Consider the following 12,502-nt stretch of genomic DNA (forward strand, 5'->3'; position numbering starts at 1 on the left):
CGAGGAGATCGTCGTCGACGCCCCGTTCAGCTCGTACAGCCTGTTCAGCTGCTGACCCTCGGGGGCCGGCAGTAACGGATGGCAGGTGGGGAAGGCCGCGGCACATGCGGCCTTCCCCAACTCTGCATCCTATTTACCGTTTTGGGGTGAGATAACCGTGGCCGTGGCATCGGAACCGACTACCCGACCGAGCGGACCGCTCGGCGCGCTGCGACTGTGCGTCGCCGAGGTACGGGCGTACCCGGGGCGGGTCATAGGTGTCGCGGTCGCCTGCGCGCTCACCGCCACCGGTGTGGGCGCCTGCCTGCTGCTGCTCGCGGCGGTCAGCGGCCCGTCCTACCCGGAGGGTTCGGCGGCCGGGGCGGCGGTCAAGGACGCACAGAGCCTGCTGGGCCTGCTGCTGACGCTGCTGCTGATGTCGGCGGTGCTGGTGACGGGGTCGACGGTCGCGCTCTGGACCAACCAGCGGCTCGGGCAGTTCGCCGTGCTGCGCGCCATCGGGGTGACGGCCGGCCGGCTGCGGGCCCTGGTCGTCGCGGACGTCGCGCTGGTCGCGCTGGCCCCCTCCGCCGTCGCCGCGGTGGCCGGGACGGTCCCGGCGGCCGGGTTCGGCCGTCGCCTGCTGATCGAGCGCGAGCTGTTCCCCGCCGCCGTCGACCTGCCCTCCGCCGGGCAGACCTGGGCGATCGCGGCCGGCGCCTGCCTCGGCACCTGCGCGGTCGCGGTGCTGGCCGCGCTGGCCAGCGTGCTGGCGGCCGGCCGGGTCCAGCCGATCGACCTCCTCAAGGACCAGTCACTGGCCCTGGCCCCGCCCCGCCGCAACGCCGGCCGACTGGTGGCGGGCATCGCCATGGTCCTGCTGCTCTGCGGTCCGCTCGTGGCCCTGATGGTCGTGATGGACCTGCCGCCGGTGCTCCAGGGCGCGATGGTGATGGGCCTGGCCACGGTCGTCATCCCCACGCTCGCGGTGCTCGCGCCCTGGTTCGTGCCGCTGCTCGTCGGCCCCTGCTGCGCGGTGCTGCGGCTGGACCGGAAGGCCGGCCGGATCGCCGCCGCCGGGCTGCGGGCCGCGCCCGCCCGGACGACCGCGATCGCGGTGCCCGTCCTGCTGGCCGTCGGCACCGTGGTCTGCCTGCTCGGCTCGGGGGCGACCATCGGGGCCGCCGTGCAGCAGCAGACCGAGCAGGCGCTGCGGGCCGACGCGGTGGTGACGGCCGAGCCGGGCAACCAGTTGCCCGCCCGGCCCGCCGGCCTGCCCGGCGGGAGCACCGTCGCGCCGATCGCCACCCGGGTGACCGCGCCGCCCAGCTTCTACGACAACAAGCCCAAGCCCACCCGCGCCTGGGGCGTCGACGGGGCGGCCCTGCGGAGCGTCCTGGACCTCGGTGAACAGCAGGGCCGGCTGGACGAGCTGGCGCCCGGTACGTTCGCCGCCGGCAGCACCGAGGCCACCTCGCACGACTGGAAGCTCGGCCAGGCCGTCACCTTCACGCTCGCCGACGGGCAGGAGGCGCAGCTGCGGCTCGTCGCCGTCTACCAGCGGGATCTGGCCTTCCCCTCCTACGTCCTCCCCGCCGACCTCGCCCTCGCGCACACCCCGGCCCCGTACGCCGACCGGGTGCTGCTGCGCGGTGACCCGAGCACCTGGGAGCTCCGGCCCGGCCAGCGGCTCGCCGCGCGGGCCGACTACCTGGCCCACCTGCGGCCGCGCAACGTGCAGGACGACATGGCCTCCCGGCTGATCGTCTCCGTGGTGGGCGGGTACGCGCTGCTCGCCGTCGCCAACACCTGCGCCATCGCCCAGCGGGACCGCCGCTCCCAGCGCGCCCACCTGCGGGCCCTCGGCCTCGGCCGCGGGCAGCTGCTGCGCTGCGTGGTGTACGAGGTGCTGGCCTCGGCGCTGGTCGGGACGGTCCTCGCGGTGGCGACGGCCGGGATCTGCCTGGTGCCGCTGGCCGGGGCCGTCGGGCAGGGGGTGCTGCCCGCCCTGGACGTGCCGTGGACGGTCGGCGTCCTGCTCGGGGTGCTGGCCGCCACCGCCGTCCCGGCGGCGCTGGCGGCCCGTCCGTTGCGCGGCATCCGGAGCCAGTTCGCGACGGGGTCGGCGTGAGCGCGGCGGCCGTCGGGGGGCTGGGGCGGTCGTTCTGGCTGCTCTACGGCGGCGAGTCCGCCTCGGCCCTGGGGACGGCCGCCTCGGTGATCGCCCTCCCGGTGGTCGCGCTGCGGGCCGGCGGCGACGTCCGGCAGGCCGGACTGGCCGGCACGGCGCTCTCCGTCGGGGTGCTGCTGGCCCGGTTGCCGGCCGGCGTCCTCGCCGACCGCTGCGAGCGGCGGACCGTGCTGCTGCTCGGCAACGCGGCCGGCGCGGTCGTGCTGGCCGTGCTGGCCCTGTCGGCCGCCGGCGGCACGCCACCGCTGTGGGCGCTGCTGGTCGCCGCCCTGCTGCTCGGCGCGGTGGGCAGCACCCTGGCGCCCGTCGAGAACGTCGTGGTGCGGCGCTACGTGCGGCCCGAGCACCTCCCCCGCGCGGTCGGCCTGCTGCAGAGCAGGGCGGCCGTCGCGACGACCGCCGGCCCGCTGGCCGGCGGCGCGCTGCTGGCCGTCCACCCGTCCTGGGTGTTCGCCGTCGACGCCGGCAGCTACCTGGCGGCCGTCTGCTGCGTGGCCCTGCTGCCCGGGGGACGGCGGGAGCCCCCCGAGGACGAGCCCGCCGCGCCCGGAGTCCGGGCCGCGCTGGCCGAAGGCGTCCGGTTCATCTGGCGGGTGCCCTTCCTGCGCTACGCGGTGGTCAACGCGGCCGTGCTCAACCTGGTGTTCAACGGGCTGCTGATCGTGGTGGTCGCCTCGGGCGGGGGCGCCCTGCACATCGGGGTGCTGACCGCGGCCCTGGGCACCGGCGGGCTGGCCGGATCGCTGCTCGCGCCGGCCCTGGCCCGGCGGCTGCCGCCCGCCCGGGGCATCGCCCTCGGCACCGCCGTGGTCGCGCTCGCCCTGCCCGGTTTCACCCTGGCCCAGGGGCACTGGGCGGCGGTCCTGCCGCTGGCCGTCGCCGCGGCCGCCGGGCCGGTGGTCACCGTGCTGATCGCGGTCACCCAGATGGAGGTGACCCCACCGGGTCTGCAGGGCCGGGTGCACAGCGGCATCGGCTTCCTCGCCCAGCTGGTCGCGCCCGCCGGGCCGACCCTCGCGGGCCTGTGCGCCCACGCGTTCGGACTGACCGGCACGGTGGCCGGCGCGGCCGTGATCGTGGTGGTCCTCGCCGTGGTCGGGACGGCCGCCACCGCGGGCCGGTCCGGCTACCGGCCCCCCGGCCCGGCCGGGCCGGGAGACGACCCGGAACGACGGAGCGACAACCCCGCGGAGGCCGTCCATGGCTGACCTCGACCACCGGGCGGCGCACCCCGAGCCGGCGGACCCGTACCGCTGGCTGGAGGACGCGGACACCCCGCGCACCCGGGCCTGGCTCGCCGATCAGCGGCGCCTGCTGGCCGCCCGCCCGCAGCGCTCCGACGAGCCCGCCTGGGCCGCCCTGCTCGACCGGGTGGAACGGGAGGCGCCCGACCGGACGCCCACCCCGCCCGCCGAGGCCGGCGGCCTGCTCTTCCGTCACGAACGCGGCCCGGACGGCGACGTCCTGACCGTCCGGCACCCCGACGGCACCCGCCGGACACCGACCGAGGGCGTCCTCGGCCCCGGCGACCGGATCGCCGGCTGGCAGCCCGAGCCGCACGGCCGGTTCATCGCCGTCCAGCTGCACCGGGACGGAGCGGAGACCGGCGGCCTGCACCTGCTCCCCACCCACCCGGGCGAGCGGCCCCGCCACCTGCCCGACGCGGCCCCGTACGCGACCCTCGCCTTCACCGGCGAGGCGCTGGTGTACACCGCCGGCACCCGCACCGAGCACACCCTGGTGGCCCGCCACCCGGCCGACGGCCCCGCCCGTCGGCTCGCCCTGCCGGTGTCCGGCCCGGTCCGGCTCACCCTCCACGGCGGACCGGGCGGGAACCTGCTGCTGCGCACCCGCCCGCAGCCGTCCGGCCCGGTGCGCTGGTGGGCCACCCGGTGGACCGGCCGGGCAGTGCCCGACTGGCAGCCGCTCGACCTCGACGGCCGGCGGGTCACCGCCCTGGACCTGAACGAGACCGTCTGCTTCCTCGCCGGCGACGAGCTGCTCGCGCTGGACCTGGACGAGCTGGCCCGGGGGGCCACCGGCCGGCCCGTGCAGCTCGCCGCGCCGCTCGCCGGCGGCGGGCCGCCCGCTGCCGGCGAATCACCCGTCGTCGGCGAAGCGCCCGCGGGCCCGGTCACCGCCCTGCGGGTGCTCGGCCCGGGCCGGAGGCCCGGCCTGGCGCTGCTCCGCCGGCTGGGGACCACCCACCGGCTCGACGTGCACCGGCCGGGCGGGGCGGCGGACGGGGCACCGAGAGAGGCGGCGGGCGGGGCACCGGGCGGCGGCGCCACCGCACTGCACTGGCCCGCCCGGCTGCGCCTCGGCGCCACCCCGTACGACCGGCACGGGCGGGTCGGCGGGTCGGTCTGGCTGCTCGCCGACGACCCCCGGTACGGCACCTGGACCAGGAGCCTGGACGGCTCGGGCCCGGTCGAACCCCCCGAGCGCCGCGCCGCGCTGCGCACGCTCACCGCCGCCGGCCGGGACGGCGCGCCCGTCCCGGTGACGGTCTGCGACCCCGGGCCGCAGGACCGCGGCCGCCCCGCACCCACCCTGCTCACCGTCTACGGGGGCTTCGGCCTCCCCCTGGAACCCGCCTGGGACCCGGCCCTGGAGGCCTGGCTGCGGGCCGGCGGCCGGATCGCCTGGGTGCACGCGCGCGGCGGCGGCGAACTCGGCCCCGCCTGGGCGGCCGCCGGCCGGGGCGCCGGCAAGAGCGCCACCGTGGACGACTTCCGGGCCGCCGCCGCGATGCTGGTCGAACGCGGCGAGGCCCCGGCCGGCGGGCTGGGCGCACTGGCCGCCAGCAACGGGGCCCTGGTGGTCGCCGCCGCGCTCACCCGGGAGCCCGGTCTGCTGTCCGCCGCGGTGTGCGCGGCCCCGCTCACCGACCTGGCCCGCTACCAGGTCGGCGGCCTCGGCCGGCTCTGGGCGCAGGAGTACGGCGACCCGGCCGACCCGCAGGCGCTGCGGGCGCTGCTCGACTACTCCCCGTACCACCGGGTGGTGCCCGGGACGGCCTACCCGGCGGTGCTGTTCGCCACCGGGGCGAACGACGCGCGGGTGCCGCCCTGGCACGCCTGGAAGCTCTGCGCGGCGCTCGGACGGGCCGGCACCGGGGCCGCGCCGGTCCTGCTCGACCACCACGACACCGGCGGCCACCAGGGGCGCCCGGCCGCGGCCGGGCGGGAGCTCGCGGTCCGCTCCCTCGCCCTGCTGGGCGCCGGCACCGGCCTGGTGCCGCCCGCCGCCCCGTGCACCGGCCCGCCCGCAGGCCCGTCCGGCCCCCGGCCCAGACCCCAGTCCTGACCTTCGCCCGTGTCCAGCCGAGGAGAGCACCACCGATGACCGAGCCCCACTCCCTCGCGGGAGGCCCGTCCCGTCCCGGAGGCCCGCCGCGCGCCGCCGCGAACCACGCCCCGGCCGCCGCGGCGGCCGTCGACCTGACCAAGGTGCACGGGTCGGGAGACGCCCGGGTGGTGGCGCTGGAGCGGGTCTCGGTGGCCTTCCGGGAGGGGGAGTTCGCGGCGATCATGGGTCCGTCCGGTTCCGGCAAGTCCACCCTGCTCCAGTGCCTCGCCGGGCTGGAGTCCTGCACCTCGGGCGCGGCCCGGATCGGCGACGTGGACCTCACCCGGCTGAGCGACGGCCAACTGACCAGGCTCCGCCGTGACCACGTGGGCTTCGTCTTCCAGGCCTTCCACCTGATCCCCACCCTGACGGTGTCGGAGAACATCACCCTGCCGCTGACCCTGGCCGGCCGCACCCCCGACCAGCAGTGGCTGCGCACCCTGGTTGAGGCGGCCGGCCTCGGCGCCCGGCTCGGCCACCGCCCGGCCCAGCTCTCCGGCGGCCAGCAGCAGCGCGTCGCCTGCGTCCGGGCGCTGGCCGGCCGACCCCGGATCGTCTTCGCCGACGAACCGACCGGCAACCTGGACTCCCGCTCCGCCGCCGAGATCCTCGCGCTGCTGCGCCGGTGCGTCCGGGAGCTCGGCCAGACCGTCGTGATGGTCACCCACGACCCGGTCGCGGCCTCGTACGCCGACCGCGTCGTCTTCCTCGCCGACGGCCGCATCGTCGACGAGCTCCACGGCCCGACCCCCGACCAGGTGCTCGGACGGATGCGCACCTTCGACGCCAACCTCGGGATCAGTTACTGGTCCGGACCGGCCTGACCTGCCGCGCGCCGAGCGCCGGATGCGCGAGGATGGACGCATGCCGAACCGTCTCGCGGACGCGACCTCGCCGTACCTGCTCCAGCACGCCGACAACCCCGTCGACTGGTGGCCCTGGGGCCCCGAGGCCTTCGCGGAGGCGGAGCGGCGCGGAGTGCCGGTGCTGCTGTCGGTGGGTTACGCGGCCTGCCACTGGTGCCACGTCATGGCGCACGAGAGCTTCGAGGACGCCGGGCTCGCCGAGTACCTCAACGAGCGGTTCGTGCCGGTCAAGGTGGACCGGGAGGAGCGGCCGGACGTCGACGCCGTGTACATGGAGGCGGTGCAGGCCGCGACCGGGCAGGGCGGGTGGCCGATGACGGTGTTCCTCACCCCCGACAAGGAACCGTTCTACTTCGGCACCTACTTCCCGCCGCAGCCCCGGCACGGGATGCCGTCCTTCCGGCAGGTGTTGGAGGGCGTGGAGGCCGCCTGGCGGGACCGGCGGGAGGAGGTCGGGCAGGTCGCCGGGCGGATCCGGGCCGACCTGGCCGAGCGGGCCGCCGTCTACTCGGCCGGCGCCCACAACCCGCCCGGCGAGGCGGACCTGCACCAGGCGCTGGTGAGTCTCAGCCGGGACTTCGACCAGAGCCGCGGCGGCTTCGGCGGCGCGCCCAAGTTCCCGCCGGCCATGGTGCTGGAGTTCCTGCTGCGCCACCACGCCAGGACCGGTTCGGAGGCGGCGCTGGAGATGGCCGTCCGCACCGGCGGGGCGATGGCCCGGGGCGGCATCCACGACCAGCTCGGCGGCGGCTTCGCCCGGTACGCGGTGGACGCCGGCTGGGTGGTGCCGCACTTCGAGAAGATGCTGTACGACAACGCCCTGCTGCTGCGCGCCTACCTGCACCTGTGGCGGGCCACCGGCTCGCCGCTCGCCCGCCGGGTCGCGCTGTCCACCGCGGACTTCCTGCTGCGCGAACTCCGCACGCCCGAGGGCGCGTTCGCCTCCGCGTTGGACGCCGACAGCCTCGACGAGGAGACCGGGCAGTCCGCCGAGGGCGCCTACTACGTGTGGGAGCCCGGCCAGTTGGTCGACCTGCTCGGCCCCGCCGACGCGGCCACCGCAGCCCGGCTGTTCACCGTCACCGCCGAGGGCACCTTCGAGCACGGCACCTCGGTGCTCCAACTCCTCGCCGACCCCGAGGACTTCGCCGAGTACGAGGCGATCCGGGCGCGGATGGCCGAGGCCCGGGGGGCCCGCCCCGCCCCGGCCCGGGACGACAAGGTGGTCGCCGCCTGGAACGGCCTGGCCGTCGCCGCGCTCGCCGAGACCGGCGCGCTGCTGGACCGCCCCGACCTGGTCGAGGCCGCCGAACGCGCCGCCGACCTGCTGCTCGCCGTCCACCTCACCCCGGACGGCCGGCTGCTGCGCACCTCCCGGGACGGCCGGGCCGGTGCCAACGCCGGCGTGCTGGAGGACTACGCGGACACCGCCGAGGGCTTCCTCGCGCTGTATGCCGTCACCGGCGAGTCCTCCTGGCTCCAGCTGGCCGGCGGCCTGCTCGACACCGTGCTCAAGCACTTCACCGACGAGGCCTCCGGTGCGCTCTACGACACCGCCGACGACGCCGAGGAGCTGATCCGCCGCCCGCAGGACCCGACCGACAACGCCACCCCGTCCGGCTGGACGGCCGCCGCCGGCGCCCTGCTCACGTACGCCGCGTACACCGGATCCGACCGGCACCGCACGGCTGCCGAGCGGGCCCTCGGCGTGGTCGGCGCGCTCGCCGGCCGGGCGCCGCGGTTCATCGGCTGGGGCCTCGCCGTCGCCGAGGCGCTGCTCGACGGACCGCGCGAGGTCGCCGTGGTCGGCCCGGACGGCGATCCGGCCACCGCGGCGCTGCGACGGGCCGCGCTGCTCGGGACGGCGCCGGGGGCGGTGGTCGCGGTCGGTGCGCCCGGGGAGCCCGAGGTGCCGCTGCTGGCCGACCGGCCGCTGGTCGGCGGGGCGCCCGCGGCGTACGTCTGCCGGCACTTCGCCTGCGACGCCCCGACCACCGATCCGGCGGCGCTGGCCGGGAAGCTGGGCGTGGCGGTCGAGTAGCGGGAGTCCCGGGGCGGCCGCGAAATCGTTGGCGAACCGGCCCCGGGCGGTCCACCATGGGCCATGACCTGGACTTTCAGCACTTCCCTCGACGAGTTCCGCGACCAGGCGGGTGCCTTCCTGGCCACCCGCCCCGCCGTGAACACCGTCCTGCTCACCATCGCGCACCGGCTGGCCGTGTCCGGCCTGACGGTGTTCGGCGAGCCGCCGGTCTTCGGCTGGTGGCGGGCCGAGGAGGACGGTCCGGTCGCCGGCGCCTTTCTCCGGACACCGCCGTTCGACCCCAGGCTCTCCTTCATGCCGCCGGCCGCGGCCGCCGAGCTGGCGGTCGACCTGGCCGCCGCCGGGTCCGGGTTCACCACGGTGACCGGGGTCGGCGGGGGTGCCGAGGCGGTCCGCGCCTTCGCCGCCGCGTGGACGGCGGCGACCGGCACCGAGCAGTCCGTCCGCTTCGACGAACGGCTCTACCGGCTCGGCGAGTTGACCGACCCGCCGCGCCCGCCCGCGGGCCGCCACCGGCTGGCGGAACCGGCCGACCGCGAGCGGGCGATCCGCTGGTACGAGGAGTTCCTGGCCGAGGCGGGGGTCGACGTCCCCGACGTCCCGCGGGCGGTGGACGAGCGGACCGCGAGCGGCTGCCTGCACCTGTGGGAGGACGACGGCCGCCCGGTCGCTCTGGCCGGCAGCAGCCCGATCCTCGCCGGGATGTCCCGCATCGGCCCGGTCTACACGCCCGTCGAGAGCCGCGGCCGCGGCTACGGCACCGCCGTCACCGCCGCCGTCTCGGCCCACCTCCTCGCCCGCGGCGCCACCGAGGTCCTGCTGTACACCGACCTCGCCAACCCGACCAGCAACTCCATCTACCAGCAGATCGGCTACCTGCCGGTGGAGGACTCCCTGATCATGGACTTCCGCCGGGCGTAGCCGGTGGCCGGTGCCCGGTCACGCGCTTCTGGCCGGTACCCGGTCGCCCGCCCTCCCTGGCCGGTGCCCGGTCGCGCGTCCCCGGCCCGGCGTCCGGTCGCCCGCCCTCCCGGCCGGGCCCCGGGGCGGCCGTCCCTCACTCCCAGTCCCAGCGGATCCCCAGCAGGCACGGCCGCACCGCCGTCGCCACCAGGTGGACGCAGTGGTGCCCGTCGAGGGTGAGCTCCTCGGTCTCGTACGGGGCGGCGCCGGGGGAGTGGAGGGCGAAGCGGTGGCAGCGGACCGGGAGGGCGGCGGGGTGGAAGGTGATCTGGAGGACGTACTGGCCGGCGCCGGAGTTGAAGCCGCGGACGTACTCGCAGCTGGGGTCGGGCGAGGGGGAGTCGTCGAAGCCGTAGCCGAGCAGGTGGGTGTCGCCGGTGCGCAGGCGGCGGTCGAGGAGGAGTTCGGCGGCGAGCAGGTGGTGGGCCTGGTCGCGGCGGATGCGGCCGGGGCGGCAGTTCTCCTCGGCGCGGACGCCGACGCGGGTGATGTCGCTGCCCGGGTCGCCCTGGTAGAGGGCGAGGTAGCGGTCGATGCCGTCGCGGTGGGCGCGCAGGGCGTGCTGGGAGTCGCGGCGGGCGATCCGGCGGTCGGGGCCGACCCGGATGCGCTCGATGTGGGTGATGGTGTGCAGCCCGGTGTCGCGCGGGCCGGCGAGGGTGGCGAGCAGTCCGTCGACGGCCACGGCCGGTGAGATGAGGTCGCGGTAGGGGCGCACCGGGGGGCCGGCCGGGGCGGGGCCGGCGGCGCGACGGGGGCCGAGCAGCCGGGTCAGGGAGTGCTCGGGCAGGTCGAGGACCTCCTCCAGGGCGGCGACGGCGCGCAGTGACTCGGCGCGTTCCGGGCGGCGGTGGCCCTGCTGCCAGTAACTGAGGCTGGTGAGACCGACGTTGACGCCGCGCAGGGCGAGGTGGCGGCGGATGCGGTGCAGGGCGAGGCCCCGGGCGGAGATCGCGGTGCGCAGGGCGAGGTGGAAGGGGCCCGTGCGCAGGGCGGCGGCGAGGTCGGCTGGGTCGCTCCTGTGGATGGCGGCCTCCTGGGGCGGGCGTGCGGGCGTGCGGGTGTGCGGGTGTGCGGGCGGTCCGGCGCCGACGGCTGGGACGGGCCGCCGTTTGACCGTGAATATTCACATCGATGCGGCGGTTTGTCACCGGTCCGGGCCTGCTGCGCGGGGGTTCCCGGGGTGTCGTTCACATCCGCGCCGGCCCGTTCACACCCCGGTCCGGGCCGCACCGAAGCCCGTTGACCGGTACCTGACGAGGCGCGATGCTCGGGGCGCGATCCGGACCGCGCCCCCACACAGCCCCTCGCTCCACTCGTGCAAGGAGGCATTCCCCCATGCCAGTTCCACGGATACGACTGCGCCGCGCGGTCTCGCTGCTCACCCTCGGCGTGCTGGGCCCGGCGCTCACCGCCGCGATGGCCGCACCCGCGATCGCCGCCGCCCCGGCCGGGCAGCCGGCCCAGTACCGGGCTCAGGCCCAGGCCCCGGCCCAGGACCGGGCCGCGCACCAGGTCCGCCAGGCCGCCGCGCCCGGCAGCACGGCCGACCTGGCCGGCACGTACAAGAAGCTCAACATCACCATGCAGCAGCAACAGCAGACCAACTGGTGCTGGGCGGCGAGCGGGAACACCATCGCCACCTGGTTCGGCTACAACTACAGCCAGAACCAGTTCTGCAACGCCGCGTTCGGCCGCTCCGTCAACTCCAGCTGCCCCAACAGCCAAGCCACGCTGGGCGATGTGCAGAACGGGCTGAGCTGGGTCGGCATCAACCCGGGTTCGTACGTCAACGGGTACCTGAACTACGGCACCGTACAGTCCGAGGTGAACGCCAACCGCCCGATCGAGACGCGCATCCAGTGGAGCTCGGGCGGCGGCCACATGCACGTCCTGTACGGCTACGACACCGGGAGCAACTGGGTCTACTGGGGCGACCCGTGGCCCTCCAACTACCGCTACAACTGGGCGGATTACCAGTACTACGTGAACAACGACACGTTCTCGTGGACCCACTCCCTGTACCGGATCGGCGCGTGAGGGCGACCATGACCGAGATCAAGAGCCGCCGTCGGGCCGTCACCTCCGCCGCCTCCACGGCCGCCGTCACCGCCCTGCTCACCGCCGGTCTCGCGCTGGCGCTCGCCCCGGCCGCGCACGCGGACTCCCCGTCCGCCCCGGCCCCGGTGCCCGCCGCCGAGTTGGCGCAGGCCCGCAGCGCCGTCCAGGACACGGCCGTCCTCGACAAGGTCGGCCACTTCTTCGCCCGCAAGGGCGTCCCGCCGACCCGGCAGCTGACCATCGGCGCCGCCGAGGAGGCCCGGGCGGCGAGCGAGGCCGCGCCGCGGCTGGCCGGCGACACGGTGCCGGTGTACCTGCTGGACCCGGGCTTCGTGGCCGGAACCCCGGGCGCACCGGTGGCGAAGGCCGAGTTCACCGCCAGCAAGGTGGTCGCGGCGGACGGGCAGAGCGCCTCGGTCTGGACCGTGCGGCAGGGCGGGGCCTGGAAGGTCGTCAACATCGCCTCGGGTGGTGACGAGAGCGACTACGCGGCGAAGGCGGCGGGCAGCGGCGGCGGCACCGCCTTCCGCGAGCCGCAGGTCAACGCCTGGTACGTGCTGCGCGACGGCCGGGTGCTGCCGCTGGACGACGAGGCCCGGCGCTCGGTGGGCGCCGGCGGGGTCACCCTGGCCGCGTACCAGCAGCTGGTGCACCAGCGGTACGGGGACAAGCTGCCCGGCTCGGCGTACGACCGGTCGGGCGAGGGCGGCGGCTACCAGGTGGACGCCGCGCCGGAATTCGCCGCCGTGGCGCAGGCCCCGCAGGCCCCGGGCGGCGGTTCGGCGCTGCCGGCCGTGACGGCGGCGGCCGCCCTGGGAGTCACCGCGCTGGTGGGCGCGGGTGCCGTGCTGCGGCGGAGGACGGGCGTCCGCCGCGGCTGACGGCGGGCGGGGCCCGGTCGGTCGGGCCGGGCCCCGCTGCCCGCACGCGCGATGAACCCGCACGCGTCATGAACCCGCACACGCGATGAACCCGCACGCGTCATGAACCCGTGAACCGAACAGAAGAGGACAACCGCACAGGCGCCGAACCGGCCGCCGACCGTCC

The 12,502-nt window shown here is 76.7% G+C and carries 9 protein-coding genes; 8 read left to right on the plus strand and 1 reads right to left on the minus strand.

Translation table 11 applies throughout. From position 1 onward, the window contains the following. Positions 1 to 163: 163 nt before the first annotated feature. The 6 genes from ACFVVA_RS39720 to ACFVVA_RS39745 all read left to right on the plus strand — a co-directional run bounded on the left by ACFVVA_RS39720 (position 164) and on the right by ACFVVA_RS39745 (position 9,352). Positions 164 to 2,110 (plus strand): FtsX-like permease family protein, encoded by a 1,947-nt coding sequence (locus ACFVVA_RS39720; RefSeq protein WP_387695546.1) that lies wholly within the window; start codon positions 164 to 166, stop codon positions 2,108 to 2,110. Continuing rightward, entirely contained in the window at positions 2,107 to 3,378 is a 1,272-nt protein-coding gene (locus ACFVVA_RS39725) for an MFS transporter (protein WP_387695548.1), read from the plus strand. The genes ACFVVA_RS39720 and ACFVVA_RS39725 overlap by 4 nt, the downstream gene beginning before the upstream one ends. Further along, complete coding sequence (locus ACFVVA_RS39730) at positions 3,371 to 5,479, plus strand: prolyl oligopeptidase family serine peptidase (protein WP_387695549.1); 2,109 nt, start codon at positions 3,371 to 3,373, stop codon at positions 5,477 to 5,479. The genes ACFVVA_RS39725 and ACFVVA_RS39730 overlap by 8 nt, the downstream gene beginning before the upstream one ends. Before the next feature lie 35 nt (positions 5,480 to 5,514). Next, complete coding sequence (locus tag ACFVVA_RS39735) at positions 5,515 to 6,345, plus strand: ABC transporter ATP-binding protein (RefSeq protein WP_387695550.1); 831 nt, start codon at positions 5,515 to 5,517, stop codon at positions 6,343 to 6,345. 40 nt (positions 6,346 to 6,385) lie between these two features. Further along, complete coding sequence (locus ACFVVA_RS39740; protein WP_387695551.1) at positions 6,386 to 8,428, plus strand: thioredoxin domain-containing protein; 2,043 nt, start codon at positions 6,386 to 6,388, stop codon at positions 8,426 to 8,428. A gap of 63 nt (positions 8,429 to 8,491) precedes the next feature. Continuing rightward, complete coding sequence (locus ACFVVA_RS39745; protein ID WP_387695552.1) at positions 8,492 to 9,352, plus strand: GNAT family N-acetyltransferase; 861 nt, start codon at positions 8,492 to 8,494, stop codon at positions 9,350 to 9,352. Positions 9,353 to 9,488: 136 nt separating this feature from the next. Here the strand turns inward: ACFVVA_RS39745 and ACFVVA_RS39750 are convergent, their stop codons facing one another. Beyond that, complete coding sequence (locus ACFVVA_RS39750) at positions 9,489 to 10,421, minus strand: hypothetical protein (protein WP_387695555.1); 933 nt, start codon at positions 10,419 to 10,421, stop codon at positions 9,489 to 9,491. Positions 10,422 to 10,732: 311 nt separating this feature from the next. Here ACFVVA_RS39750 and ACFVVA_RS39755 point away from each other — a divergent pair, with 311 nt between their 5' ends. Both ACFVVA_RS39755 and ACFVVA_RS39760 read left to right on the plus strand, forming a co-directional pair. Beyond that, positions 10,733 to 11,434: a papain-like cysteine protease family protein gene (locus ACFVVA_RS39755; RefSeq protein WP_387695553.1), complete on the plus strand. Its 702-nt coding sequence runs from the start codon at positions 10,733 to 10,735 to the stop codon at positions 11,432 to 11,434. Between the two features lie 8 nt (positions 11,435 to 11,442). After that, positions 11,443 to 12,336: a hypothetical protein gene (locus ACFVVA_RS39760; RefSeq protein WP_387695554.1), complete on the plus strand. Its 894-nt coding sequence runs from the start codon at positions 11,443 to 11,445 to the stop codon at positions 12,334 to 12,336. Positions 12,337 to 12,502 lie beyond the last annotated feature (166 nt).

The organism is Kitasatospora sp. NPDC058048, assembly GCF_042885555.1.
Classification (GTDB): Bacteria; Actinomycetota; Actinomycetes; order Streptomycetales; family Streptomycetaceae; genus Kitasatospora; species Kitasatospora lactacystinica.